Below are 24,397 nucleotides of genomic sequence, written 5' to 3' on the forward strand. Positions count from 1 at the left end.
TCAGAACACGAGGACTTTCGTTCAGAACACGAGGGCTTTCGTTCAGAACACGAGGGCTTTCGTTCAGAACACGAGGACTTTCGTTCAGAACACAAGGACTTTCGTTCACAACACAAGTCTTTTTTGAGCCATTGAGGAAATAAAACAGCTTTGCTTTTCAAGAGGGGTGGTGGAGATTAAAAGTCTGTGGAGCGGCTCCACTCTAAAAGACTTGTGTGTACACGGTAGCTTTTTAAGGGTGGGGGGATATTTCGAGGCTAAATATTACTAACTGAACCGTATTGCTTCAAAATTCAAAACTTTAGAGAGGAGAATTACAATGAAAATAGCCTTCACGACGAGTGACCGAGTTCATATTAATGCCCACTTCGGATGGGCAAAAATGATTGATGTTTACGAAATTACCGATGAGGGATATCACTTCGTAGAAACCCTCACTTTTGAAGGCGAACTCAAAGAAGATGGGAATGAAGATAAAATCACCCCAAAACTTGAGGCAATAGGCGACTGTACGATTATTTACGTAACAGCAATTGGTGGTAGTGCCGCCGCTCGGTTAATCAAGAAAGGTGTCACCCCAGTGAAGGCGCGATCGGAAGAAGAAGAAATTAGTGAAGTGCTAAATAAGCTAGTGAAAACCCTCAAAGGTAATCCTCCACCTTGGTTGCGTAAAGCTTTACAGCCAAAAACCACAAACTTTGCTGATGAAATCGAAGACGAAGCAACAGTATGACCGCAAATAATAGTGTTAACGGAACCGCTACAACTGAAGTCTTGAACTCACCTTTTCTTAAGGTATTAATCAAACAAATCCGTGGTCAAGACAGTTATGGAGTTTATCGTACTTGGTCGGATGAGTTGATTCTCAAACCCTTTATTGTTACCAAACAAAAGAAACGGGAAATCTCCGTTGAGGGCGAAGTTGATGCAGTAACTCAAGCCCGAATTATGGCATTTTTTCGAGCTGTAGCGGCTGGGATTGAGCAAGAAACAGGTTTGATATCCCAGGTTGTAGTTGATTTGAGCCATGAAGGATTTGGCTGGGCGCTAGTTTTTTCTGGTCGTCTTTTACTAACTGTGAAAACCTTGCGAGATGCTCATCGGTTTGGCTTTGACTCGCTAGAGAAATTAGCAGAAGAGGGAGAAAACTACGTCAAAAAAGGTCTTGATTTGGCGAAGCGCTTTCCTGAAGTTGGCAAACTTTAAGAGTGCTGAGTGCTGAGTGCTGAGTGCTGAGTTAAGAGTTAAGAGTTAAGAGTAAATAGTGAAGAATTAGAAATTGAAAATTATATAATTCATAACTTCTAACTCATAACTCATAACTTCTAATTCAGGATTCATAACTCATAACTTATAACTCATAACTCAGCACTCAGCACGGGCTAAACGCCCCGCTACCGCTAACAGCACTGAAAAAGGAGTGGCTGATTGTGCAAGCAGAAGAAACGAGTATTGAGGAACTACAAGGACAAATCAGACGGCTGAACAGCAAAGCAGGTCAAATGAAAATGGATCTGCATGATTTAGCTGAAGGTCTGCCAACAGATTACAACCAACTTATGGATGTTGCCGCCGCAACTTATGAAATCTATCGCCAGTTAGATGAACTTAAGCAACATCTGAAACAATTGGAGAATGCGAAATGACTGGAACAATTGATGAATTCAAGAAGCTCGTAGACGCAGAAGAATTTTTTCAATTCTTTAATATGCCTTACGATTTAGAAGTTGTGAATGTAAATCGTTTACATATTCTGAAAAAGTTTTCTCAATATATGCAGGAAATTGATGATAATTCTCCTGACTTGAGCGAAGAAGAGAGACTAAATCAATATTCTTTGGCTTTGCAAAAAGCCTATCAGGTATTTATCGAATCGACAGCTCACGAACAAAAGCTGTTCAAAGTGTTTAACGATAAGCCGAAAAATGTAGTCACACTGACAGAAATCACTTCTGATTAGGAGGTATAAATTGGTTAACCTAACGCCTACCGAATTAGAACGCTATCGTCGCCAAATGATGCTTCCGAACTTTGGCGAAACAGCACAGAAACGCCTGAAGTCAGCGACAGTTTTGGTTACAGGTGTGGGGGGATTAGGCGGTACGGCGGCGCTTTACTTAGCAGTAGCGGGCGTTGGGCGGCTAATCCTAGTCCGGGGTGGTGACTTGCGGCTGGATGATATGAATCGTCAGGTTCTTATGACTGACGATTGGGTAGGTAAGCCAAGGGTATTCAAAGCTAAAGAAACTCTGGATGCGATTAATCCTGATGTCCAAGTGGAAGCTGTTCATGATTACATCACCCCGGAAAATGTAGACTCGTTAGTGCAATCTGCCGATATGGCTCTTGATTGCGCCCACAACTTTACAGAGCGCAATTTGTTAAATGAGGCTTGTGTGCGATCGCGTAAGCCAATGGTGGAAGCCGCAATGAATGGGATGGAGGCTTACCTGACAACGATTATTCCTGGTGTGACTCCTTGCTTGTCTTGTCTGTTTCCAGAAAAGCCTGATTGGGATCAGCGCGGCTTTTCAGTTATAGGCGCTGTTTCTGGGACACTCGCTTGTTTAACGGCGTTGGAAGCTATCAAGCTGATCACCGGGTTTAGTCAACCTCTATTATCGCAATTGCTGACAATCGACTTAAATCGGATGGAATTTGCTAAACGCCGTTCTCACCGCGATCGCTCTTGTCCAGTATGCGGTAATAGTGCGCCTTGGAGACACGCGCAATCCAATTCAATGGAACCCACAGCCACAGGTATTGCACAAAACACTTAATTTTGTCATTAGTCATTAGTAAATAACAAAAGACAACTGACAAATGACAACCTACACCTGAAATCAGATAACTAATCGCTACAAATCAGGAGACTTAATGGCCGTTATTTTATCAGAAAAAGCAGAATTTCATCTGCGGGCATTCCTCAAAGGTTCCGCACCCGATGCTGATGGCGCAACTAAAGGTGTCCGCATCTCTGTAAAAGATGGTGGTTGCAGTGGTTATGAATATGCAATAGACATCACCAGCAAGCCCCAACCAGATGATTTAGTAAGTCACCAAGGCAAAGTGGTAGTTTACGTTGATGCCAAAAGTGCGCCGTTATTAGACGGAGTTATCGTTGACTTCGTTGAGGGAGTGATGGAAAGCGGTTTTAAATTCATCAACCCCAATGCAACTGATACCTGTGGCTGCGGAAAGTCTTTTAAAACAGACGACGGTACGCCTACTGGTGTACCTTGCAGCCAAAGCTAACATCATTTCGTTAGTGCTAAGTCAATTGTAGAGATTTCCCATAGACACACTCCACAGAGTTTCAATGCTCTTGAGGTAGCTTCTAGTTCGCTTTGCATCCCTTACACCTATAAAAGAGAAGCTGACTAAAATTAGCATCTCTGTAAGAAGAAGGGAAGCAGAAAGTAAGATAGGTTGCTCAAAAAACTCGGAAATTAGACCAACTGTATAACGTTTGAGGAGAATCTGAAAATGGCTACCTACCAAGTTAGATTAATCAACAAAAAAGAAGACCTCGACACCACAATTGAAGTTGAAGAAGACACCACCATCTTAGAAGCAGCAGAAGAAAATGGTATTGAATTGCCTTTTTCCTGTCATGCAGGATCTTGCTCTAGCTGTGTTGGTAAAGTTGTAGAAGGTGAAGTTAATCAAGAAGATCAAAACTTTCTAGATGACGATCAGGTTTCTAAAGGATACGCTCTACTTTGTGTAACTTATCCTCGTTCTAATTGCACAATTAAGACACATCAAGAAGCGTATTTAGTTTAAACTATTACTTTGGTTGCTGCTTTTGGCGACCAAATAAAACATAAAGGATGAAGGATGAAAATATACTTCCTTCTTCCTTTCACAATTTCTAATTTCTAATTAAAATGCTTACCAATTTTAGTATTATTATTGATAATTCTATTAATTAACCTTTATGTATAGCTTTACTTAATTATTTCTGAAAAATCAAATACCCGATTTTTTAAATAAGTTGGGTATATATAATTTCCAAACTTTGAAAATCTAATATGATTGCTGCAATTACTCTTAATTAAACTACTGCACACTTTTTATAACCATTTTTAGGAGTTAGTCGCTAAATTATATAAGTGCAATTTTATATGAAAAGTAGAGCGGCTTGCAAAGGAAGCCAACTCTATTTTTTAATCAACAGCAACTATCACATCTGATGATTTAATCACAGCATAAGCTTGCTTACCTTCTGCAAGTGATAGCTTTTCTGCTGATGATTTTGTGATGATTGACACTAGCTCTACTCCTGGCGCTAGTTCTAAAGTTATCTCAGTATTAACTGAACCATGTACAACTTTTTTGACAGTACCCTTCAGAGAATTACGAGCGCTAATTTCCATGTTTTTAATTTACTAAGTTGAACTATTTATACTTTAGTAAATTAGCAAGTTTTAGTTTTAAAATAGCTTTTTTTTAAAATATCTTAATAATTTTGAAATAATCTCATTTACTTTAAAGTAGTATCTCTACTTGACGAGCATTACACAAATTGATGGGACGGTAATTTGCTCCAAAGCTTCGCTACACATCAATCCACAAAAAGTCAATTCTATGTTAGTTTGGGCGTAGCAGAGGTTTCTGATTATTTTACTCTTCAAGAAGAACAAGAAATATTAGAACTTGTAGGTAAACAAGTTGTCACAGGTGTAGAATTGTGAGACAAACTAAAAATATTTGTTGAAGAAAGTCAGAACTATGATTCGGTTCCTACGAAACAGGTTTTAGAAGCGATGGATACAAGCGATCGCTCTTTTATAATTGATACTGTAACTAGTCCCCAAGACTCAGACAAAGCAATTATTTCTCAATTATGCAAATCTGTTAATATAAAAACTAATAAGTAGATATCATTAATAAGAATTAGCATAAGGATTGGCCGATGTCGCTATCTGAATTTGCAATTGTAGAAAGTACTCTCCGTGAAGGTGAACAATTCATCAAAGCTAATTTTTCTTCAGATGATAAAGTCGAAATCGCTGAGGCTCTTGCTGCATTTGGAGTGGAATATATAGAGTTAACGTCACCAATTGCTTCACCTCAGTCTAGACGAGACTGTGAAAGTTTGGTTCGGTTAGGCTTGCCATCCAAAATATTAACTCACATTCGTTGTCACTTAGAAGATGCTAAAGTTGCTTTAGCAACAGGCGTAGCCGGGATTAATTTAACTATTGGTAGTTCTTCTTTGATGCGTCAGTTCAGTCATGGTAAAAATATTAATCAAATTATTGATTTAGCATCTGAAGTTTTAACTTTTATTCATCAACAAGCTCCCGATATTGAGTTACGGTTTTCGGCTGAAGATTCGTCACGTACTTCCATAGAAGATTTAATTACAATTTATTCTGAGATTGAAAAATTAGGAATTGTCAAACGCATAGGAATTGCCGATACGGTAGGAATTAGTACCCCAATGCAAATATTTGAATTAGTGAAGACTTTACGCCAATTCACCAATTTAGATATTGAGTTTCACGGTCATAATGATACAGAATGTGCAAATGCTAACAGTTATACAGCACTAGAAGCGGGAGCAACTCATATTGACACTTGTGTTCTGGGCATTGGCGAACGCAATGGTATCACCTCACTAGCTGGATTCATCGCTAGGTTATATGCTACAAATCCAGAGCAGATTAAGTCTAAATATCACTTAGATCAACTTGGTTACTTGCATCAATTAGTTGCGAGAAAAGTTGGAATTTCTATTCCTTTTAACCACTGTGTTTTTGGGGAAAGTGCTTTTAGTCATAAAGCTGGCATTCATACTAAAGCTATGCTTAATAATTCTGAGACTTATGAAGCTATTAATCCCCGGAGTTTTGGTGTAACGCGCTCAATTTTAATCAATCATAAATTAGCTGGAAAACAGGCGGTTAATCACCGAGCTAATGAATTAGGACTTTCATTTAATTTATCCCAGCTTAAAGATATTACCAACCTGCTGAAAACTTTAGCTGACAAACAAAGTCTTACTATCGAAGATGTAGACAAGATTTTATATTCTTATCATTGCCAGTAAATCTACGCAACAATACTTTGTGGTTTGCTTGTTTTGGTGATCACTACGATTTAATTAATTTACTGTTAGATTACAACATTGACATTAACAACCAAAATGATAACGATACAACTGTTTTAATGTACGCAGCTTCAGCCGGAAGAACAGAAGTCGTCAAGTTACTTTTAGAACATCATCTTAATTTATATTTAAAAAATTTAGACAATTATAAAGCGAGAGATTTTTCTAGCAACGTAGAAGTTTTGAGGATACTTAAAAATGCCATCAAGCCAGATATCGGGCAAAGCTTATAGCGTTTACTAATCACATGAGGTACATCATATTCCCCTCCTCGCTTGCGGGGATGGGGTTGGGGGTGGGGTTCTTGTACCTCACTCAACTGAGAACCGCTGTATCATGACGCTACCAAGCATTCTTACTTATCGGTACAACTCGATCCAAATTATGTAGATGCTTCAACACAGCCATCTTCATTTAAAGTTTATCCTAAGTTTTATTGGAGAGTGAAATTAAATCTCAATAATCCTGTTCATGCTTTTATCTCATTAACTAGTGCGATAACACTAGAAAAAGCATATAAATGGCCCTTATCAACTGCGAGTAAATCCATCAGCAGGCGTTCTGTATCCTACAGAAGTTTACGTACAGGTTCGTGGTATTGAGAGAATAGTAAATGGTATATACCATCTAGCAGTTGAGAATAATTGTCTAACTTTCATCTATGAATTAATTGATGATGGGTTAGAGAGTTATATTATACAGGGTAAATGTATCAACGGATTCATCTTTTTAATTAGTTGTGTTTATTATAGGTCTAGCTGGAAATATCAAAATGGAAGCATAAGATATTGCTTCTTAGATAGCGGACACCATTTAGGTGCGTTCGCCTCTGGCGTGGCGAAGCCTCTCGCAGCTTCAGCTTTTCTCCACAACCGAGATATACAACTAATTTTTGACTTTGATAAACTTACCCTCAATTCTGATTGGGGATTTGATAATAAAGAGTTTATCACTGCTTGTGCGGTGTCAGGAGAAATACAAGACAAGAAAATCAGAAGCTTAAGGCTGAAAATTCCTTTTGTCTCTGGTAGTGATTATTTTGAATTCAATCAATTTATTGAAGATGCCTATCAAGCAACTGCTTTACAAAAGAGTCGTCAGCAGAGATTAAAGTATCCTCAATTTGATTTCGATCGGGATAAATTTTCTCAAACTGTTTGGAATAGACGTTCTATTAGACGTTTCCGGAAAGAGGCTATTTCTCAAGAAGATTATTTATATGTAGTGCAACAACTTCAGCAGTCAATACCGACAGAAAACTATGAGGAAATAGAAATTTACTCAGTGGTGCATTGAGTAGAGGGAATGACACCTGGGTTATATAAAGGTACGTATTTGATTAAAGCGGGTAACTTTAGTGAAAAGACAGGTTACTTATGTATTAATCAAGCTATTGCTAGAGATAGCACTGTAACTTTATTTTTTGTGTCAGATTATTTAAACTATCAAACTGCTATGCAAATAGCTGGTTTTCTAGGACAAAGACTTTATTTAACTAGTAATTATTTGGGAATTCAATGTAGTGGGATTGGTGCTTATTATGATGACGAAACCCAAGAATTATTAGAAACAAATAAAGATGTACTTTATGGAATGATGATTGGAATATAAGCAGGAAGCTAAAGAAAGATGGCTAGAAAAATGTATTACTTAAATGGTGATGACTCACATCCTATGCAACCGACATCTGCGGATATTATACTGCGGCAACAACTAGAGTATTCTATTAGCAGATACTTTTATGACGCTTGCGATCGCACGATTCAAAATCTTCTATCTAATTGTCGGTGGTATGTCACAACCCATGCCAATGCTCTAACATTGGTCATTGAATGTCCTGATCAAGTTACCAATTGGCGTGTTCTTCAAAAAATCGTGCCAATGGGGACATTACTATATGGAATTGTTAGCAGTGCTAAAATCCGCGTTTGTCCGCCAGAGGGCCAAGGCGTACCTTTTGAAATGAGGGTAGACGAACTCTCTGTTTATCGGGATTGGGCTTGATTCGATTTTGGATTGTTAATTAAAAGTTGATATTCTGGCTGATAAGTGCAGCTACCTCTTCAAAAACCAAATCAGCAGAATGTTTGACAACAGGACTTAACTCTAGTCCAAAACCAAGATTTGCCGCTTCAATTAAATAAACTGTCACATCTTCAGGAAAATCATTTTGAAAGATTTTCCGTCCGGCGGCTAAAGCATTATCCCAACGAAAATCGTGCAAGTTATAACTTGGTTCGGGCATTGCTTCCAGTTCTTTTCCTGGAACTTTAAACACAGCACCCGGTTCAGAACCAGTTGAACTTGCATCAATAATTATTAATTCTTTACTACCTCTAGCTTGGAACATTACTTCCATCCCTGCGGTGCCACAGTCATAAACTTGCACTTTAGGATGAGGGTTTTCAGCTAGATATTTTTGTAAGCGTTGGGCGATAATTACGCCTACTGCGTCGTCACTGCGATTGAGGTTGCCGCAACCAATAATAGTTAGCATGGAATGAGATTTAATTGTTTAAGCTTTTACAAAGATACTTTTCTAAACCTGTGTCCATCTGGTTGTACAACTACAAATGCCCCTACTAATTCGACTTCAGAGTAAGTTTCTATAACTCGTACCAGTTCGTTATGAACTTTATTCACAGTTGTAGGTAGGATTCGGAGATAGATTACTCCAGATCCCATTGCTCTCACAAAAACAAGATTTCCGTAGTCTCTATCTCGCGTAATGAGAATACGATTCTGTTCCTGTGCTGTTCTAAGTATTTCTTCATCACTTGCTTGCGAAAGACCAATCTGAGCAACAAGAACTACATCATGTCCGGTATCAACTAGAAACCTTGCTGTCACAGCATACACATCTTGATCCAGTAAGAATCTCATGCTCAAATAGATACTAAGCGAATGTCTTCAGCCGCCACTAAAGCAATCGCGTATCCTAAGCAGGCACGAATATCTTCAATTTGTAGGTCTGGATAGTAGTCTCGGATAATTTCTTCAAATGAAAGTCCGTCATTGAGCAGTTCAAGAATGCTTTGTACAGTGATGCGTGTTCCTGCGATGCAAGGTTTACCGAAATGAATCTGAGAGTTAACTACAATTCTGTCCATTTAACTATAAACTAATAATATGTTTACTAAATTATAAAATAAAAAGTCACACTGTATCTATAAATGCAGTGAAAGATACTTTAAAGCTTAAGGTCATAGTTAAAAATAACTCATTATCAAGCTTCTGTTTATTGTGATTATTTCGAGTTATTGTCATAATCTGCAAAATATGAGGCTTTGACTGATAGGACAGACAAAGCCTCTGAGAATAAATTATCAGCAGTCAACTATAACTCTACACCATGTTTCTTGGCAACTTCAGTCAGTTTCTCATACTGATGTTGTGATGCTTGAGTTAATATCTCTTCAGCCTGTTCTTTAGTACTTCCTTCTTTAGGAATTAAATACTTGACATAAAGAGATACAAAATCAGCAGCGATCGCTAAACCGGATAAAGCGTGTTTGTCAGCTTCCTTACCAGCGATCGCAGCTACCAAACCGGCTTTAATTGGGTCTGGTTTAACTTTCATGAACTGCTCGACCAGTTTAGGAACGTAGTCTTCTGGTGGCAAATTATCTAACTTACTTCTATCAGGAGTAAAGTTACATTCTGCGGCTTGAGCTTGCTCTAAAACACACCATTCTATGTATTCTTGCAATGCTGCATCGGGAACGCGAGGAAGATAATTATGTAGCGCTAAATCAGACACAAGCTTACCGTGTAAATTGCTGTTTTATGCAAATGCATTAACGCAAGCCTAACCCACTGTTTCTATAAGTTTTAGTGTGTTACGCTACGAGTTTTGAATATAAGACATTGGGAATATGGCATTAGGCATAGGTTAGTTATCCCTCATTTTCCCCACTCCTCACTTCTCGGTTAAAAGAGTTGGTGAGGCGATCACATTTTTGGTGTTGTCTATTTGTGTAGATAAGGGCACACTATAAGACAGGTATAAATATATAATTTTTTTATGAAACCTGCTTTACATAAAGGCCAATTAATTAGATGGAATGACAATCGTGGGTTTGATTTCATACAACCACATGATGGTAGTCAAAAAGTTTTTTTACACATTACGGCATTGAAAGACGTTAACCGTCGTCCCCAAGTTGATGATTTCATTTGTTATCAGTTAACAGCTAGTAAAGATGGCAAAGTACGCGCTTGTAATGCTTATATCGAAGAAGTTCAATCAAAATCCTTATCTTCTACCGCACCAAAGAAGTCTATATCCAAAACTGTAGACAAATCTTTATCATTAGCATTACAGACATTGCTTCTATCTTTACTACCTGGGCTAGGTTCAATTCATCTTGCACTAACAACTGGCAACCCAATTCCGCTAATTCTTTATCCTGTCATGAGTTTAATTACCTTTTTGCTATATGCCGACGATAAATCTCGTGCACAACAAGGAGGATGGAGAAGGCAAGAAAAGACTTTACATCTGTGCGAATTTATGGGTGGTTGGTTAGGTGCATTTTTTGCCCAACAGAAGTTACGTCACAAAAGCAGCAAAGTTTCTTATCAAATTGTATTTTGGTTGATAGCAACTCTTCACATTGTATTTTGGTTGGATTGGCTATTTTTTGGTAAAGCGTTGATAAATCTGTTTTTGGGTATTGTTTCTAGGGGATAAGTAAGTTTAGTCTGATTGTCATAATGATACAAAGGCGATGTCTACGACAGACTATTCGGCGTCGCTCAGTTAGATGTCTACTCCAGTAAGCTGTAAAGTAAGCCTTGTCGATGATTATGATATGAAAACTTTTACTGCGATCGCTGAAAGAGATTCTGATACTAAGTTCTATGTCGGCTATATCCCTGGCTTTTCTGGAGCGCATTCTCAATGTGAAACCTTAGATGAATTGCAGGAAAATTTGCGTGAAGTGATTAAGATGCTTCTAAAAGATGAGGATTTGGTGTTCGAGACTGAGTTTGTAAGTACACAACAGATTGTGGTTTACTAGACTTGGACTATGAGTAATGTTTCTATTCTCAAAAATGCTGGAGTTGCAGTGAGGTCTTAACTAATGACTCTAATACTTGAAACTCAGAGGCTGTTGTTAAAACCAATTTTGGAGAGTGGGCTGAACACACTACACACTATTCTCATTGACTCATACGTGAGAAAGTATCTGTGCGATGACAAAATTTTTCCATTGCAACAGGTTGAAGAAATGGTGATACAGAGCCAGAATAGTTTTGAAGAAAAAAAATTTGGTTTATGGTTTATTGAGACTAAAAATGAGCAAGAAACCATTGGCTTTGTTGGTTTATGGGATTTCTTTGATGAAGAACAGCCCCAATTAGTTTATGCTTTACTGCCTGAAGCAACCAAAAAAGGCTATGCTACCGAAGCCGCAACCAAGATACTGGAGTATTGTTTTAATGAACTTAACTATCAGTATCTTTTAGCAAGCTGCGATCGCCCAAACCTGGAATCACAAAAAGTAACAGAAAGAATAGGTATGACAAAGGTGGAGGAAAAAATCGTAAATGGCAACCCCCTAGTATTTTTCAGAATTGAGAAATCGTAGGTAAAGATATTGTGACTGTTGAAGGCGATCGCCTAGTTATCATAGTCAGTGCGGCATAACACAGCGTTGCAGCCGACAGCAATCTAGATTGTCTAGATCAGTCCGTTGTTTGGGGATAAACGCAATAAGCAGCAGCGATCGCTGAAGTAGCAAATGTAGCTACCGAAAGAGGAAATGTAGTTGCTAAAGTAACAAAGATGAGCGTAACTGCGGCACAGTTTGGCAACTCTTGTTCATTGCGTTTTTTTCTGCTGCCAATAATGCTTACCGTTAGACTGAATTCAAAGGTGGGAACAATTGCAAAGTTAACATCTGAGAAAAATTGCAATCTATGGCAACTCTAAATCTTAATATTCCTCGGTTTTACTGCTACCTTCGCAAAGAGTTTCTCTACGATGGCACCGCACATCACAATGAGTTCATTCAAGTGTGCGTTTTTGGAGTTGCCTCCATTTCTGGCAGGGCACTTGGTTTTCATGTCCTGACTGATAATGGTGCTGTGATCTGGCGTTTACCAATAAATGCTCTATGCCATAAGATAAACGCACCTTCAATGCCAGTTGATTATTTGCAGTTTTGGGACTGCTTTAGTTATGAAGTCACTTGTACCAAATTTGATCGACTGGCTGAAAGTAGAGTTAGAGTTCATCTGAAGGATGGAGCTTGGGAAGGTGGACAGTATATGTTTACACTCGACTGGTATGGCAATGAAGATTCTGAAGAAGCGGGCGAAGGTGGGCATAAATGCGCTCACATTATTGCTTTGGATAATGGAAACTTTGGCGCTCAACCTAATAATAGGCTGCAATGGTTTTGTCCTGCCTTCGTTACACCTTTCAAAGAGAAACCAGATTACATAACCAATACACACGTTTGGAAAGTTGAACGAGAGCAAGAAACTTCTACGGGCTATTTCTACGATTCCAATCAGATGCACTCACAAGAGCAAGTCCACTTGTATGCAAAAGGATCGCGAACACAAGCTGATTTATCAAAGAATCATAATCACTCCGATAGCACAGATCGCATAAGTGTTACTCTCGCTCTACAAGAAGATTAGAGCGGATGGACTAGCCTTTAGTACGACTAATGCACCCGATAAACATTAAGCAGTCCGAAAACGTGCTAGTTCTTCACCAGTTTTAGCATCATGGGCGTGAACTGTACACACCAAGCATGAATCAAACGATCGCGCCACATGACCAACTTCCACCGGATCGCTAGAATCGTAAATGGGTGTGCCAATTAAAGCTTCTTCAATCGGCCCGCGGATTCCTTCACCATCACGAGGGCCAATATTCCAAGTACCTGGGGCAATAACTTGGTAATTCTTAATTTTACCGCCCTCCACTTCTACCCAGTGAGATAAAGAACCGCGTGCTGCTTCCGTTGCACCCCAACCGCGTCCATCTTTTTCTGTGGGTTTGATATACCAGGGATCGTTTAATTTGAATTCGCGCAAACAGTGTTCAGCTTGCCGATATAACTTGACAATTTCGTGAACTCGTGCTAATTGACGCACATGAATACTAGCACCACCCATTCGTTTGAAAACATCGAGGATGAAGGGGTCGTAGTGTTGCCAAGATTCGCCATGTTTGCCACCAGCTACTAATTGACGCGCTAAGGGGCCAGTTTCCAAACGTCCGAAGTCTTTGTGAAGGACTGCACTCGACCAAGAGTAGGCGTTATCGAAGTCTTTGGTATTAATTGCAGTGGGTTTAGTAGTGCGATCGCTAGGATGAATATCTTCTGTCCCTTCATCGTACCAAGAGTGAGTTGTATTCTCGCGGGTAAATGACTGATCCATTAAGGTGTGAGTGTCTGCGAAGCTGTCGTACACTCCACTTTTCATAATCATCGCCGCATTTCGCCCTTCAATAGTCGGCTTTTGGTATTTATCTTCATGGGCTAAATATCCCCAAGTGACATATTTACCAACACCAGCGCCATATCTATCTAAACCGATATCTAAACCCATGCGCCAATAAAAACCTAAGTCGGAATCTCGATGATTGCGGTTTTCATCTAACCAGTCTCTAAAGTCATCATAAGTTTGGATTTGTTCGTAGCGTTCTAAAGAACAACCTAACCACACTGGTTCTAACCAATTGGTACGGAAGTATTCGAGAAGCGCCCAAGCACGGGTAATATCTGTAAGGGTAGGGGCGCACATTACACCACCAGGAACCATATAGCTAGAATGAGGCCATTGTCCGCCTAAGAGTGCATAAATTTCTACAGGTTTAGCGGAAATTGTTATGCCTAGTTCATAAGATTTGCCTGTGAAAGCAGCAAAGCGTCTTACAGCTTCTTCATAAAAGCGACTATGGCGGTATTTTTTATTGGTTAAATCAATAGCAAAGAGTCCATAAAAGTAGCGGGGGATGCTTTGAATGGTTTCGACAATTTGACCGAGATTTCTCGCCAAAATCGCATTGCGAGGAACTTCTGTTTCCCAAGCTGTATCTAATGCCCAAGATGCACAGGTTAGGTGAGAACCGCCACAAATACCGCAAATGCGAGGTGTGACAATTAATCCGGCTTGCGGATCTTTACCGCGTAGGATAACTTCAAATCCGCGAAATAGTTCCGCGTGTGTCCAGGCGTTGACTACTCTGCCATGTTCAATATCAACTCGAACATCCAAATCGCCTTCAACTCTACCGACAGGCGAAATGTCTAATGATTGAATTGTCATTTGTCATTTGTCCTTTGTCATTTGTTATTTGTCATTTGTTCTTTGTCCTTTGTCATTTGTCCTTTGTCATTTGTGAAAAACTAATGACTAATGACCAATGACCAATGACTGATGACCAATGACTAAACTGTAAAAAAGTCTTCTTCTGCCCAAGGTGGTGCTGCGTCTTTGGCAACCATTGTGAGTAAGGCGTAGTCTTTTTTGTTCACTCCTGGCGGTAATTCTTTGGGAACTCCCATTACTGTTTGGGTTTTGAATACGGTTCCTGGTTTAAGGTCAAAGAAAGGAAATTCTGGTTCGGTGCAACCTAAACAAGGCATTCCAGCGCGGGTTTTGGAAGAGACGCGGTTCCATAAGATGCGGTTGCAGGAAGAATGAGTCATGGGCCCACGACAACCCAAGTCATAAAATAGGCAGCCTTTGCGCTGACCAAATTCGGCAGTCGAGGCTTTGTAGGCAAAGTGGACGTTACGGGTACAACCTGTTTGGGTATAAGTGTTGAAGAAGGTTTGAGGACGATTTAGTTCATCAAAAACAATGTCTGCTATGCGTCCAGTAGCGATCGCAACTAATATCTGCGTAATCCAGTCGGGATGGGCGGGACATCCAGGTATATTAATTACAGGTAATCCGGCTTGTGAGAGAAAGTCTTTACCTAAAAAGCCGCCTTCTTGACGTTTGAGAAATTGCAAACCTTCCGACTCGCTGGGATTGGGTGACATGGCGGGAATTCCTCCCCATGTAGCACAGTCTCCCACGGCGACGATAAATTGAGCAACTTTGGCGAGGTCTGCTAACCAATCTTTCATGGCGCGATCGGCAAACCGATTCCATTCACCTGTGCCGTTGGGGGCGTTAACAACGCTGCCTTCAAATACCAGGATATCTAAAGGAATTGTGCCAGAAATACAATCCCGTAGCAGTGTTTGTAAGTTATTGCCTAGTTCCAATCCCAAAGATGGATGCCAAAGTAACTTGATGCCAAAATCAGCAATCAAATCGCAGACTGTCGGTTCTTCGGCGTTGAGAAATGACATGGTGTTACCTGAACAAGCACCACCCTGTAGCCATAGTACGTTAGTCATCGGCTATGCGTTTTTCTATTGTTTCCCATGCATGATGTAGGTGATAATGCTTGTAAAGTCTCACCTGCTTATCAATATTTATTTTTCAATCTTAAGATATTTTTTGGTTTAATTCACTTTCATTAAAAAAGAATTAATCATTAACAATAGCTAACAGTTTTACAAGATTATTTTCAATTATTCTGTTTGTTATACTCGTAACAGATGTAATAAATAAAAGACAGTAAAAACAAAATTATTATTTTTTACTTACTGGCGTTAAATAACCTAGTGTACTGAATTCATTCCTGCTAGCTGTTAATTCGTGCGAAAGGATGAGTATTTTCAGCAGTCAGATTTTAATTTAATAACCGATTCAAAATCAGCAAAATATTGGGGTGCAAAGTCTTGCACCCCGTCAGCTATATATCAGTTTTTTTTAAGATTTTGGTTGTGCAGCTTGCCTAATAAGTTGTTCGTCCAAGCCTAAGCCTTGAGCTATCTGCTCAATACTCAACCCAAACGTTAACAAGTGTGGTATCGCTTCTAACTTAGCTTCTTCAAAAACTTCTCGCTTACCTTCTTTTTTACCTTCTTCAAAAACATCTTGGAAAAATCTAGTTTGCCTCAAGTCATTTAATTCAAACATTTTTCCGATCTCCTCCTGGCTAAATCGCGGCAAATTTTAGATTAATGCGGCAAATTTTAGATTAATATCGTCTCTATTAAACGTACTGTTAAGCCTTCGCGCACCCTATTATTTTAAGATTTTGGTTGTGCAGCTTGCCTAATAATTTGGTAGTCCAAGCCTAAGCCTTGAGGTATCTGCTCAATACTTAAACCCAACGCTAATAAATGAGGTATTGCTTCTAACTTAGCTTCTTGTCTACCTTCTTGTTTGCCTTCTGCAAAAACATCTTGGTAAAATTTAGTTTGCTTTAACTCATTTGCTCCAAACATTGTTTTAATCTCTTCCTGTTTTAGGGTTTTGATTGTGCAGCTTGCCTAACAAGTTGTTCATCCAAACCTAACGCTTGAGCTATCTGCTCAATACTTAAACCCAACGCTAATAAATGAGGTATCGTTTCTAACTTACCTTCTTGTCTACCTTCTTGTCTGCCTTCCTGCCTGCCTTCCTGCCTACCTTCTTGTTTCCCCTTTTGCTCACCTTCTGCAAAAACATCTTGGTAAAATCTAGTTTGCTTTAATTCATTTGATCCAAACATTTTTCCGATCTCCTCCTGGCTCAATCGCGGCAACTTGTAGATTAATATCGTCTCTATTAATTGTATAATTTCCCTAATAGTAGCGACATCTGGAATTTGCTCTCTAGCACTGTTGACTATTTCGATAGCTCTTGTTGTCGCAGTTGATTCGGGTTCGATGATGAGTTTAACTGTCTCTATGCCGATTGATGATGCCTCAATTGAGCTTAATTCGTCAAGATAGACGCGAGTTACGCGTTGTGAGTTGAGTAATTCTGTATATCTTTCCGTATCTCCAGTATCAACGTTGCGGTTGGGGAAGATGACAACACCACGCCAATTGTTGGTTAATTCAGTTTTGTCAAGATAGTTAAAAATTTCGGTAAATAAACGTGAGTAGAACTTTTTGTCTGGTTGAAATTGCACTTCGGCAAAATAGATGGGTAGTTCTGCTGCATTTGGCAGAAAGACGCCATCGATTCTAAAGGCTAGTTGTTTGACTTCGACTGAAGAAAATTGGTAAGCACTAGCTAGCTGGGGCGGTTGGTTAATCAGTTCAAAAAAAGTGCTGGGGATACTTTGGAAGATGCGATAGAAGATACTGTCTGTTTTCAAGGTAGCTTGTTTTACAGTTGATGAAAATATTTTACACTTTGACGATCCCGTAGAGACTCTTTGGAGTATACAAAAATTGGTTGGGAAGATACTAGATATATATATGTCAACAATTCAATAAAAAATATTTTCTTTGTGTCAGATGATGATACAAAAAGTATTTTAAAAATATTAGGTGTTTAAAGCTGACATTAATATTAGCAATTTCCCCCTAGAATTTTAGAAATAGGGTGTTTTATAGTAAAAAAATTGATTAGGCATGGGGTCAACTATTTCCTTAGTCCCTAATCTTAGTTTCAGACAAAAAAGGGGAATTCCGCCTAAAGGACTCGAAGCCTGCGTAAATCAGTATTGCCCGTGATCAGATACAAATGCGTGTCTGGATCATTTATGGGTGTTGGACTCAATTCCCAATTGGCTAGAGTACGGCAGAGTTATGACCCCCAGCATTACAGATTCAGCGGTGAAGGCTGCGGTAGCAGCTGTTGCATCGGAGTCAGCTTCAGCAGAGGAAAAAATCCAAATGCTGATTGAGATCGCACAGGGTTTTCAAAAAAAGCCCAAAGCTGCCCAAGACTTGCGGAATGCAGTTGGCTTATATTACCGGGCCTACGAGATGTGTGGTGAGGAGTATCCCCTACTGAAAGCTAGGGCCAAAGTGGGCATGGCGGGGACATTACAGGCAATACCGGACGCTGATTACCAACTGCTGATGCAAGCGAAAGCAGGTTATGAAGAAGCACTGCCAATTTTACAGGAATTAGCTTCACCAGAGGAAGTAGCAGAGACGCAGATGAATTTTGGGCTGGTGTTGCAGTCACTAGTACCATTCAATTTGGCGCGGATAACTGACAGCATCCAGGCTTATCATGAGGCGTTGCGGGTGTTTACTTGGGAAGATTACCCCCAAGAATATGCGATTTTATATAACAATATTGCGATCGCTTACCTTTCTATGCCCCTAGCATCGGAACGGGAATACTTGCGTCAAGGGTTAGCTGTGCAGTCATTTGAGGTAGCACTAAAGCATATTAATCTGATTGATCATCCTAAAGAATATGCAATGCTGCAAAACAATTTAGGTAACGCTTTGCAATATTTAGTGAGTTCCCATCCTGTAGAGAATAATTTAAGAGCGATCGCAGCTTATGACGAAGCGTTAAAAGTGCGTAATGCCAAAGATACACCTTTAGAGTACGCTAACACAATTTCCAACAAAGCCAACGCCCTATTCAACTTACCAGACGACCCTGAAAAACCAGAAGCTGGTAATCCTCAAAATCTTTTGCAAGCGCGTATCTACTACCAAGATGCTTTAGAAATATTTACAGAATACCAACAAATTGCACAAGCAGAGGTAGTAGTCCAAGCGCTACAAGATGTAGAAGCAGAAATAGGGAATAGGAAATAGGTTAGTTTTTCTTTCTCCCCACTCCCTACTCCCCGAATTACTAACAATCAGGACAAAACAGTATGAGAGATATTTTTACCCACTCAAACGTGATAAATTTTATCACAAGTTTAGCAGATGGTGAATTGAACATAGCAACAGAAGTTTCGTGGCTAATCATAGCATTAATCTTGTCTATGGTCGGCGGTGCAATTGGTGGAATGCTGTTAGCTGGTAAAGATATAGGCTATCAATTTTCAGCAATGCTTGGTGCATTATTGGCCCCGGCGGGTGTAATTCCTGCCATTCTTTTAGGGCTTGCTACTTTAAGTTTATTGACAACTTATTAGGAGAAAACATGTTAGAGATAGGGTGGCTTTCTGCCAAGTTATTTTTTAAAGGAAAGCTAATACGCGACCCAATGTATTTTGCCAAGCAAACTACTACTGGTATTGCTATAGGTTTCTTACTGCTAGTGTTACTTGCACAAGCTCCAATTCCTTTCTACTACCCAATAATTTTATCTAGCTTAGTGACGGGCATGATTATGCCATTTCTCCTTAAGGACTTCAAAATGAAGTGATTGGTCATTGATGAATAGCCAATGACAAAAGACAAATGACAAATGACCAATGACAAATGACAAATCTTGAAGAATTAGTTCAGGAAATTAATCGTTTTGAGGCAATTATATCCGAGTGGGATGAAAGCCAACGGTGTGTAGCAGTAGGTCTAAAAAGAGCAATCGAAGCTTTGCATAAAGCTGCATTGACTAATTTGATTAAAAGCCTAAAACAAGAATCAATGCCAGCTTTGCGTCATGCTGTTGCAGATGAATTAGTGTATGCAGTGCTACTATATCACGAGTTAGTAAAACCACCAAAACCATCACTAGCACAGCGAATTGAAACAGCCCTGGAAGAAGTTCGCCCAGGTTTAAAAAGCCACAATGGGGATGTAGAATTAGTGGCAATTAAGTCACCAGATACAGTAGAAGTTAGATTAATCGGAACTTGCAGCAGTTGTCCGACTTCTACTTTGACTTTATCTCAGGGAGTAGAACAGGCAATAAAAAACCATTGTCCTGAAATTACTAAAGTTGTTGCAGTCAATAATAGCGCTGCTGTTAAAAATGCGAATTCTGGTTTAATCAGTCCATTCTCTTCAAAAATAACTTGTACTTGGATCAAAGTAGCAACTATTGATGAAGTTCCTGAGTTTAGCGTAATTGCAGTACAACTTGCTGGTACTTCACTAATTTTACATCGTCAAGGCGTTACAGTTAAATCTTATCGTAATGCTTGTACCCATCTAGGATCTCCCTTAGAAAAGGGTAAAGTTGAAAATGGTGTTATTACCTGTCCTGCCCACGGATTCCAGTACAAATTGGAGACAGGTAAATGTTTAACCGTTCCTGATGTTTCGCTTCAGTCATATCCAGTCAAAGTTAAAGACGATAAGGTTTTTGTGAAACTACAAAAATGATCATGCGAAGATGATATTTCAGCAAATACACTTGGCAATTAGTCAATCACGGCTAATTTGCTTTTTCATTTCAGTAGTTCGCGCATTCGTTTTAGTGTTTTGTGCAAGCAAAATGTCCGAATGCTTTCTCAATATCTCTAAATTCATTCTCATTTGTGTAATTCAGGTATTGATTTTAGTGTTTTGAGAAAGTAAAAAGGCATATTACTTTCTCAAAAGGTCATTTGACTTACTCAAACCCCAGTTTGCTTATTCATTTTAGTGTTTTCCGCAAGCAAAAGTAGCTTTTACTTATTCAAACTCCAGTTTGCTTACTCATTTTGGTGTTTTCCGCAAGTAAAAGGTCATTTGACTTACTCATTTTAGTGTTTTCCGCAAGTAAAATAAGCTTTTACTTTCTCAAACCCCAGTTTGCTTTCTCATTTCAGTAAATCGCGCACTCATGCCAAAGATTCGCTATGTAGCAAAACTTACTAAAAGCCATATTAATTTTTTTAAGCTTGATTAATACAGAAGTTGATTAGAGGTTTTAACTGAATTTGAAAAAAGCATAATGCAAAACCGTTACTATTGTTACATGCTAATCAACATTAATGTTTTTAAATAATTATCAGCCTCTATCTGCGGTTCATGGATATCCCAAACATAATTAGTTCCATATCACAATTACCGCTAGAAGCAACAGAAAATCATCAATATTTACCTCTATCATCTCAAGGTGCGGAGGTAATTTTAGGCAACATTATTGAACCAGAGCAATTAGTTATACCTGTAGCACCCAATGCCACAACAATGTTTGGGCCTCGTGCTGCTTGTTTGTTATCAGAAACTGGCCCATTATGGGTATCAGATACAGGACATCATCGATTATTAGGATGGCAGAATTTACCCACCAGAGATGGTGAATCGGCTGATTGGGTAATTGGACAACCTGACTTTTATCATGAAGGACAAAATGCTAAAACTAAACCGGGAAGGGCAACCTTAAGTGTACCAACAGGGATTTGTCCTTGTGGCGAAGGGTTAGCTGTAGCAGATGCTTGGAATCATCGGGTTTTGATTTGGAAGAACTTACCAGAAGATAATAATGTTCCAGCAGATTTGGTGTTAGGGCAAGTTAATTTTACCGATAATGAACCAAATCAAGGAAATCAAGCAGCATCTGCTAGTACAATGCACTGGCCCTATGGTGTTTTTTATCATCAAGGGCAGCTATTTATTGCCGATACTGGTAATCGAAGGGTATTAATTTGGCATCAATTACCAACAGAAAATGGTCAACCTGCTGATTTAGTTTTGGGGCAACCAGATATGATATCTCGCAATGAAAACGGCGGTGCTTCTGCAACCGCAGCGAGTATGCGTTGGTGTCACGATATCACCCTTTGGGGAAAAAATTTGGTTGTCAGCGATGCAGGTAATCACCGAGTGATGATTTGGCAGGGAATCCCAACAGAAAACAATGTCCCTTGTGCAGTAGTTTTAGGACAAAAAAGCTTTGATTTTGTGGAAATGAATCAAGGAGTTTATTATCCTACTGCTAGTAGTTTGAGTATGCCTTATGGTGTGGGGGTGGCTGGAGATTGGTTAGTAGTTGCAGATACTGCTAATTCCCGGTTGTTAGGTTGGAGAAAGTCAAAATCAACTTTATCACTGCAAGGTGCGGTGGCAGATGGGTTAGGAGGACAAATAAATTTTCAAAGTAAAGGTGAAAATCGTAATTTCGGACTACCTAAACGAGATAGCTTAAATTGGTGTTACGGGATAAAAATTTGTGGCAATACAGCAGTGATAGCTGATTCTGGAAATAACCGAATTTTGCTGTGGCACTTTAACTATGCCGACTGAAGAAATTAGAGTTCGTGGTACTGTTCAAGGAGTAGGATTTCGACCTACTGTCTATCGTCTGGCGAAAGCCTGCGGTTTGGGTGGAGATGTTTGTAATGATGGCGAAGGTGTATTAATTAGGGTATCTGGTAGTGAAGAAGCAATCACAAAATTTGTTGCCAGATTACAAACAGAATGTCCACCATTGGCAAGAATTAATCAACTAACTAGAACTCTTTATGAAAGTGAATTGAAATTTGATCATTTTGTGATTTCTAGTAGTGTCAATAATGCCATTAAAACAGAAATTACTCCTGATGCCGCCACTTGTTTGCAATGCCAACAAGAAATATTCGACCCCTTTAGCCGCTTTTATCGCTACCCCTTTACTAACTGTACTCATTGTGGCCCCCGCCTGAGTATTATTCGTGCGATTCCTTATGACAGATGCAATACCAGTATGTCTGCGTTTGCCATGTGTTCGGAATGTGGAAAGGAGTATCATGATGTCGAAAATCGCCGTTTTCACGCCCAACCTATAGCTTGTCATGTTTGCGGCCCCGCAGCTTGGTTAGAACGCGCCGATGGGAAATCGGTTACTGCTTCCATGTTTTCGATGTTGGATGATGTCGATGCTGTTTGTACCTTGTTACAAAAAGGTGAGATTGTGGCAATTAAGGGGTTAGGTGGTATTCATCTAGCTTGCGATGCAACACAGGAAAGCATTGTACAAAAACTGCGTCAGCGAAAAAAGCGCTATTATAAACCCTTTGCTTTAATGGCGCGGGATGTTGAAATAATTAAACAATATTGTATTGTCAACGCCAAAGAAAAAGAATTATTAACAAGTTCTGCTGCACCAATTGTTTTATTACAAGCTTCAGGTACAAAACAATTAGCATCGTCAGTAGCATCAGGGCAAAATACCCTTGGTTTTATGCTACCTTATACGCCGTTGCATCATTTAATTATGCGGCGGATGAATCGCCCAATTGTTTTAACAAGTGGCAATCTGACTGATGAACCACAATGTCTTAATAATGAAGAAGCAAGGGAAAAATTAGGGAAAATTGCTGATTATTTTCTCTTTCACAATCGAGAGATTATTAATCGGGTAGATGATTCGGTTGTGCGTGTTCTTGGTGATAAAGTTCAAACAATTCGCCGTGCCAGAGGATATGCACCAGCATCAATTAGTTTACCACTGGGATTTCAGAAAGTACCGCAAATTTTAGCAATGGGCAGTGAGTTAAAAAATACCTTTTGCTTATTGCGTGAAGGAAAAGCAATTCTCTCTCAACATCTAGGAGATTTAGAAAATGCTGCGGCTTTTAATGCTTACCAAGAAAATTTAAATTTATACTTAAATCTATTTGAGCATCAACCAGAAATAATTGCCATTGATAAACATCCTGAATATCTCTCAAGCAAACTTGGTAAAGAACTTGCAGGCATAAATCAAATCAAACTTTATCCAGTTCAACATCATCACGCCCATATCGCCGCTTGCATGGCGGAAAATGGGATTCCTTTAGATTCACCTCCAATATTAGGTATTGCTTTAGATGGTTTGGGTTACGGCAATGATGGCACACTTTGGGGTGGAGAATTTATTTTAGCAAATTACCGAAAATTTCAACGATTAGCAACATTGAAACCAGTAGCAATGATTGGTGGGGAACAAGCTATTTATCAGCCTTGGCGTAATACTTATGCTCAATTATTAGCTGCTAATCTTTGGAATGATTGCGAACAAAAGTATACTGACTTAGAAATATTTAATTTTTTCAGAAACAAGCCACTTAAGCTACTAAATCAACTTATAGAAAAAAGGATTAACTCTCCTCCAACTTCATCAGTGGGGCGATTGTTCGATGCAGTGGCGGCGGCTATCGGTATTTATAGAGAAGAATGTAGCTATGAAGGACAAGCTGCGATCGCAATGGAAGCTATAGTAGATGTTAGCAGCTTAAATAATGATAAAGAAACGCTAATCTACCCTTTTAATTTTGGCTTTTTAGATAGTATTTACTGTATAGACCCGCGTCCAATGTGGCAAGCCTTGCTAAATGACTTACAGCAGCAGATTCCCCAAGCAGTTATAGCTGCCAAATTTCACCAAGGTTTAGCTAATGCAATTGTGGAAATGGTTAAGCATCTTAGTCAAGAGAATCTGATTAATCAGGTAGCTTTAACAGGAGGAGTATTTCAAAATTGTATATTGTTAGAACAAGTTACCAAAAGATTACAAACATTGGGAATAAAAGTACTTACTCACAGCTTAGTTCCAGCTAATGACGGCGGCTTATCTTTAGGACAAGCAGTGATAGCAGCCGCTCAATTAATACATGAGCATTGAGATTTGAAAATTTTTCTCACAAATAATTTTTTCTGTGTT

Annotated in this window: 31 protein-coding genes and 2 pseudogenes; 22 read left to right on the forward strand and 11 right to left on the reverse strand. The window is 39.2% G+C overall.

Features of this window, described 5'->3' with window-relative positions:
* The first annotated feature begins 319 nt into the window (after positions 1–319).
* The 7 genes from nifX to RMY27_RS26835 all read left to right on the forward strand — a co-directional run bounded on the left by nifX (position 320) and on the right by RMY27_RS26835 (position 3,786).
* Positions 320–733, forward strand: a complete 414-nt coding sequence (gene nifX / locus RMY27_RS26805) for a nitrogen fixation protein NifX (RefSeq protein ID WP_109012236.1) — start codon at positions 320–322, stop codon at positions 731–733.
* Positions 730–1,206 carry a NifX-associated nitrogen fixation protein gene (locus RMY27_RS26810; protein WP_179071802.1) on the forward strand — a complete coding sequence of 159 codons (477 nt, stop codon included), beginning with the start codon at positions 730–732 and terminating at the stop codon, positions 1,204–1,206. Before nifX ends, RMY27_RS26810 begins: the two co-directional genes overlap by 4 nt.
* Positions 1,207–1,430: 224 nt before the next feature.
* A complete protein-coding gene (locus RMY27_RS26815) occupies positions 1,431–1,646 on the forward strand; it encodes a CCE_0567 family metalloprotein (RefSeq protein WP_322667906.1) in 216 nt (71 codons plus the stop codon).
* Positions 1,643–1,960 carry a nitrogenase-stabilizing/protective protein NifW gene (nifW, locus tag RMY27_RS26820; RefSeq protein WP_322667907.1) on the forward strand — a complete coding sequence of 106 codons (318 nt, stop codon included), beginning with the start codon at positions 1,643–1,645 and terminating at the stop codon, positions 1,958–1,960. The genes RMY27_RS26815 and nifW overlap by 4 nt, the downstream gene beginning before the upstream one ends.
* 10 nt (positions 1,961–1,970) lie before the next feature.
* Positions 1,971–2,780: a HesA/MoeB/ThiF family protein gene (locus RMY27_RS26825; protein WP_118163715.1), complete on the forward strand. Its 810-nt coding sequence runs from the start codon at positions 1,971–1,973 to the stop codon at positions 2,778–2,780.
* Positions 2,781–2,877: 97 nt separating this feature from the next.
* Positions 2,878–3,255 carry an iron-sulfur cluster assembly accessory protein gene (locus RMY27_RS26830; protein WP_322667908.1) on the forward strand — a complete coding sequence of 126 codons (378 nt, stop codon included), beginning with the start codon at positions 2,878–2,880 and terminating at the stop codon, positions 3,253–3,255.
* Positions 3,256–3,486: 231 nt separating this feature from the next.
* Positions 3,487–3,786 carry a 2Fe-2S iron-sulfur cluster-binding protein gene (locus RMY27_RS26835; protein ID WP_322667909.1) on the forward strand — a complete coding sequence of 100 codons (300 nt, stop codon included), beginning with the start codon at positions 3,487–3,489 and terminating at the stop codon, positions 3,784–3,786.
* A 383-nt stretch (positions 3,787–4,169) separates the two neighbouring features.
* Here RMY27_RS26835 and RMY27_RS26840 read toward each other — a convergent pair whose 3' ends face one another.
* On the reverse strand, positions 4,170–4,379 hold the full coding sequence (locus RMY27_RS26840; RefSeq protein WP_322667910.1) for a molybdopterin-binding protein: 210 nt from the start codon (positions 4,377–4,379) through the stop codon (positions 4,170–4,172).
* 165 nt (positions 4,380–4,544) lie between these two features.
* On the opposite strand from RMY27_RS26840, the gene RMY27_RS26845 reads away from it, so the two are divergent.
* The 5 genes and pseudogenes from RMY27_RS26845 to RMY27_RS26865 all read left to right on the forward strand — a co-directional run bounded on the left by RMY27_RS26845 (position 4,545) and on the right by RMY27_RS26865 (position 8,122).
* Complete coding sequence (locus RMY27_RS26845; protein WP_322667911.1) at positions 4,545–4,697, forward strand: hypothetical protein; 153 nt, start codon at positions 4,545–4,547, stop codon at positions 4,695–4,697.
* Positions 4,698–4,918: 221 nt separating this feature from the next.
* Positions 4,919–6,058 carry a homocitrate synthase gene (locus RMY27_RS26850; protein WP_322667912.1) on the forward strand — a complete coding sequence of 380 codons (1,140 nt, stop codon included), beginning with the start codon at positions 4,919–4,921 and terminating at the stop codon, positions 6,056–6,058.
* Between the two features lie 5 nt (positions 6,059–6,063).
* Positions 6,064–6,351 (forward strand): annotated as a pseudogene (locus RMY27_RS26855) (ankyrin repeat domain-containing protein); the annotation flags it as partial.
* 96 nt (positions 6,352–6,447) lie between these two features.
* A pseudogene (locus RMY27_RS26860) lies at positions 6,448–7,729 on the forward strand (nitroreductase family protein).
* Positions 7,730–7,747: 18 nt separating this feature from the next.
* A complete protein-coding gene (locus tag RMY27_RS26865; RefSeq protein WP_322667913.1) occupies positions 7,748–8,122 on the forward strand; it encodes a hypothetical protein in 375 nt (124 codons plus the stop codon).
* Between the two features lie 19 nt (positions 8,123–8,141).
* Here RMY27_RS26865 and RMY27_RS26870 read toward each other — a convergent pair whose 3' ends face one another.
* From RMY27_RS26870 to RMY27_RS26885, 4 genes are all read right to left on the reverse strand, one after another.
* Entirely contained in the window at positions 8,142–8,615 is a 474-nt protein-coding gene (locus RMY27_RS26870; RefSeq protein ID WP_322667914.1) for a hydrogenase maturation protease, read from the reverse strand.
* A 26-nt stretch (positions 8,616–8,641) separates the two neighbouring features.
* Positions 8,642–9,001, reverse strand: coding sequence for a DUF5615 family PIN-like protein (locus RMY27_RS26875; protein WP_322667915.1), 360 nt, complete (start codon positions 8,999–9,001; stop codon positions 8,642–8,644).
* Positions 9,002–9,003: 2 nt separating this feature from the next.
* Positions 9,004–9,228 carry a DUF433 domain-containing protein gene (locus tag RMY27_RS26880; protein ID WP_099103701.1) on the reverse strand — a complete coding sequence of 75 codons (225 nt, stop codon included), beginning with the start codon at positions 9,226–9,228 and terminating at the stop codon, positions 9,004–9,006.
* 227 nt (positions 9,229–9,455) lie between these two features.
* The gene (locus RMY27_RS26885; protein WP_322667916.1) at positions 9,456–9,878 is read right to left on the reverse strand and encodes a hypothetical protein; all 423 of its coding nucleotides are present in this window, start codon (positions 9,876–9,878) and stop codon (positions 9,456–9,458) included.
* Between the two features lie 264 nt (positions 9,879–10,142).
* Here RMY27_RS26885 and RMY27_RS26890 point away from each other — a divergent pair, with 264 nt between their 5' ends.
* The 3 genes from RMY27_RS26890 to RMY27_RS26900 all read left to right on the forward strand — a co-directional run bounded on the left by RMY27_RS26890 (position 10,143) and on the right by RMY27_RS26900 (position 11,712).
* A complete protein-coding gene (locus tag RMY27_RS26890; protein ID WP_322667917.1) occupies positions 10,143–10,811 on the forward strand; it encodes a DUF1294 domain-containing protein in 669 nt (222 codons plus the stop codon).
* A 121-nt stretch (positions 10,812–10,932) separates the two neighbouring features.
* On the forward strand, positions 10,933–11,142 hold the full coding sequence (locus RMY27_RS26895) for a type II toxin-antitoxin system HicB family antitoxin (protein WP_322667918.1): 210 nt from the start codon (positions 10,933–10,935) through the stop codon (positions 11,140–11,142).
* Between the two features lie 63 nt (positions 11,143–11,205).
* Positions 11,206–11,712, forward strand: coding sequence for a GNAT family N-acetyltransferase (locus RMY27_RS26900; protein WP_322667919.1), 507 nt, complete (start codon positions 11,206–11,208; stop codon positions 11,710–11,712).
* 97 nt (positions 11,713–11,809) lie between these two features.
* Here RMY27_RS26900 and RMY27_RS26905 read toward each other — a convergent pair whose 3' ends face one another.
* Positions 11,810–12,040, reverse strand: coding sequence for a hypothetical protein (locus tag RMY27_RS26905; RefSeq protein ID WP_322667920.1), 231 nt, complete (start codon positions 12,038–12,040; stop codon positions 11,810–11,812).
* A gap of 3 nt (positions 12,041–12,043) precedes the next feature.
* Here RMY27_RS26905 and RMY27_RS26910 point away from each other — a divergent pair, with 3 nt between their 5' ends.
* Positions 12,044–12,772, forward strand: a complete 729-nt coding sequence (locus RMY27_RS26910) for a hypothetical protein (protein WP_322667921.1) — start codon at positions 12,044–12,046, stop codon at positions 12,770–12,772.
* 45 nt (positions 12,773–12,817) lie between these two features.
* Here the strand turns inward: RMY27_RS26910 and RMY27_RS26915 are convergent, their stop codons facing one another.
* The 5 genes from RMY27_RS26915 to RMY27_RS26935 all read right to left on the reverse strand — a co-directional run bounded on the left by RMY27_RS26915 (position 12,818) and on the right by RMY27_RS26935 (position 17,297).
* Positions 12,818–14,413 (reverse strand): nickel-dependent hydrogenase large subunit, encoded by a 1,596-nt coding sequence (locus RMY27_RS26915; protein ID WP_322667922.1) that lies wholly within the window; start codon positions 14,411–14,413, stop codon positions 12,818–12,820.
* A gap of 122 nt (positions 14,414–14,535) precedes the next feature.
* Positions 14,536–15,498, reverse strand: a complete 963-nt coding sequence (locus RMY27_RS26920) for a hydrogenase small subunit (protein WP_322667923.1) — start codon at positions 15,496–15,498, stop codon at positions 14,536–14,538.
* 418 nt (positions 15,499–15,916) lie between these two features.
* A complete protein-coding gene (locus RMY27_RS26925) occupies positions 15,917–16,126 on the reverse strand; it encodes a hypothetical protein (protein ID WP_322667924.1) in 210 nt (69 codons plus the stop codon).
* 113 nt (positions 16,127–16,239) lie between these two features.
* Entirely contained in the window at positions 16,240–16,437 is a 198-nt protein-coding gene (locus RMY27_RS26930) for a hypothetical protein (protein WP_322667925.1), read from the reverse strand.
* Between the two features lie 20 nt (positions 16,438–16,457).
* Entirely contained in the window at positions 16,458–17,297 is an 840-nt protein-coding gene (locus RMY27_RS26935) for an Rpn family recombination-promoting nuclease/putative transposase (protein WP_322667926.1), read from the reverse strand.
* A gap of 436 nt (positions 17,298–17,733) precedes the next feature.
* Here RMY27_RS26935 and RMY27_RS26940 point away from each other — a divergent pair, with 436 nt between their 5' ends.
* The 6 genes from RMY27_RS26940 (at position 17,734) to hypF (ending at position 24,358) form a co-directional block, all read left to right on the forward strand.
* The gene (locus RMY27_RS26940) at positions 17,734–18,708 is read left to right on the forward strand and encodes a hypothetical protein (protein WP_322667952.1); all 975 of its coding nucleotides are present in this window, start codon (positions 17,734–17,736) and stop codon (positions 18,706–18,708) included.
* Positions 18,709–18,770: 62 nt separating this feature from the next.
* Positions 18,771–19,037, forward strand: coding sequence for a hypothetical protein (locus RMY27_RS26945; RefSeq protein ID WP_322667927.1), 267 nt, complete (start codon positions 18,771–18,773; stop codon positions 19,035–19,037).
* 8 nt (positions 19,038–19,045) lie between these two features.
* The gene (locus tag RMY27_RS26950) at positions 19,046–19,270 is read left to right on the forward strand and encodes a hypothetical protein (protein WP_322667928.1); all 225 of its coding nucleotides are present in this window, start codon (positions 19,046–19,048) and stop codon (positions 19,268–19,270) included.
* A 56-nt stretch (positions 19,271–19,326) separates the two neighbouring features.
* Positions 19,327–20,172, forward strand: a complete 846-nt coding sequence (locus tag RMY27_RS26955) for a NifU family protein (protein WP_322667929.1) — start codon at positions 19,327–19,329, stop codon at positions 20,170–20,172.
* Positions 20,173–20,802: 630 nt separating this feature from the next.
* A complete protein-coding gene (locus RMY27_RS26960; protein WP_322667930.1) occupies positions 20,803–22,020 on the forward strand; it encodes a hypothetical protein in 1,218 nt (405 codons plus the stop codon).
* Positions 22,010–24,358 (forward strand): carbamoyltransferase HypF, encoded by a 2,349-nt coding sequence (gene hypF / locus RMY27_RS26965; protein ID WP_322667931.1) that lies wholly within the window; start codon positions 22,010–22,012, stop codon positions 24,356–24,358. Before RMY27_RS26960 ends, hypF begins: the two co-directional genes overlap by 11 nt.
* Positions 24,359–24,397: the final 39 nt, after the last annotated feature.

Source organism: Nostoc sp. DedQUE09, assembly GCF_034530915.1.
In the GTDB taxonomy this organism is placed as follows: domain Bacteria; phylum Cyanobacteriota; class Cyanobacteriia; order Cyanobacteriales; family Nostocaceae; genus Nostoc.

Excerpts from the sequence above, each read along its gene's own strand:
- nifX (WP_109012236.1), top strand. The coding sequence starts at position 320 with ATGAAAATAGCCTTCACGACGAGTGACCGAGTTCATATTAATGCCCAC.
- RMY27_RS26810 (WP_179071802.1), top strand. The coding sequence starts at position 730 with ATGACCGCAAATAATAGTGTTAACGGAACCGCTACAACTGAAGTCTTG.
- nifW (WP_322667907.1), top strand. The coding sequence starts at position 1,643 with ATGACTGGAACAATTGATGAATTCAAGAAGCTCGTAGACGCAGAAGAA.
- RMY27_RS26830 (WP_322667908.1), top strand. The coding sequence starts at position 2,878 with ATGGCCGTTATTTTATCAGAAAAAGCAGAATTTCATCTGCGGGCATTC.
- RMY27_RS26835 (WP_322667909.1), top strand. The coding sequence starts at position 3,487 with ATGGCTACCTACCAAGTTAGATTAATCAACAAAAAAGAAGACCTCGAC.
- RMY27_RS26840 (WP_322667910.1), bottom strand. The coding sequence starts at position 4,379 with ATGGAAATTAGCGCTCGTAATTCTCTGAAGGGTACTGTCAAAAAAGTT.
- RMY27_RS26850 (WP_322667912.1), top strand. The coding sequence starts at position 4,919 with ATGTCGCTATCTGAATTTGCAATTGTAGAAAGTACTCTCCGTGAAGGT.
- RMY27_RS26865 (WP_322667913.1), top strand. The coding sequence starts at position 7,748 with ATGGCTAGAAAAATGTATTACTTAAATGGTGATGACTCACATCCTATG.
- RMY27_RS26870 (WP_322667914.1), bottom strand. The coding sequence starts at position 8,615 with ATGCTAACTATTATTGGTTGCGGCAACCTCAATCGCAGTGACGACGCA.
- RMY27_RS26875 (WP_322667915.1), bottom strand. The coding sequence starts at position 9,001 with ATGAGATTCTTACTGGATCAAGATGTGTATGCTGTGACAGCAAGGTTT.
- RMY27_RS26880 (WP_099103701.1), bottom strand. The coding sequence starts at position 9,228 with ATGGACAGAATTGTAGTTAACTCTCAGATTCATTTCGGTAAACCTTGC.
- RMY27_RS26890 (WP_322667917.1), top strand. The coding sequence starts at position 10,143 with ATGAAACCTGCTTTACATAAAGGCCAATTAATTAGATGGAATGACAAT.
- RMY27_RS26895 (WP_322667918.1), top strand. The coding sequence starts at position 10,933 with ATGAAAACTTTTACTGCGATCGCTGAAAGAGATTCTGATACTAAGTTC.
- RMY27_RS26900 (WP_322667919.1), top strand. The coding sequence starts at position 11,206 with ATGACTCTAATACTTGAAACTCAGAGGCTGTTGTTAAAACCAATTTTG.
- RMY27_RS26910 (WP_322667921.1), top strand. The coding sequence starts at position 12,044 with ATGGCAACTCTAAATCTTAATATTCCTCGGTTTTACTGCTACCTTCGC.
- RMY27_RS26915 (WP_322667922.1), bottom strand. The coding sequence starts at position 14,413 with ATGACAATTCAATCATTAGACATTTCGCCTGTCGGTAGAGTTGAAGGC.
- RMY27_RS26920 (WP_322667923.1), bottom strand. The coding sequence starts at position 15,498 with ATGACTAACGTACTATGGCTACAGGGTGGTGCTTGTTCAGGTAACACC.
- RMY27_RS26925 (WP_322667924.1), bottom strand. The coding sequence starts at position 16,126 with ATGTTTGAATTAAATGACTTGAGGCAAACTAGATTTTTCCAAGATGTT.
- RMY27_RS26930 (WP_322667925.1), bottom strand. The coding sequence starts at position 16,437 with ATGTTTGGAGCAAATGAGTTAAAGCAAACTAAATTTTACCAAGATGTT.
- RMY27_RS26940 (WP_322667952.1), top strand. The coding sequence starts at position 17,734 with ATGACCCCCAGCATTACAGATTCAGCGGTGAAGGCTGCGGTAGCAGCT.
- RMY27_RS26945 (WP_322667927.1), top strand. The coding sequence starts at position 18,771 with ATGAGAGATATTTTTACCCACTCAAACGTGATAAATTTTATCACAAGT.
- RMY27_RS26950 (WP_322667928.1), top strand. The coding sequence starts at position 19,046 with ATGTTAGAGATAGGGTGGCTTTCTGCCAAGTTATTTTTTAAAGGAAAG.
- RMY27_RS26955 (WP_322667929.1), top strand. The coding sequence starts at position 19,327 with ATGACAAATCTTGAAGAATTAGTTCAGGAAATTAATCGTTTTGAGGCA.
- RMY27_RS26960 (WP_322667930.1), top strand. The coding sequence starts at position 20,803 with ATGGATATCCCAAACATAATTAGTTCCATATCACAATTACCGCTAGAA.
- hypF (WP_322667931.1), top strand. The coding sequence starts at position 22,010 with ATGCCGACTGAAGAAATTAGAGTTCGTGGTACTGTTCAAGGAGTAGGA.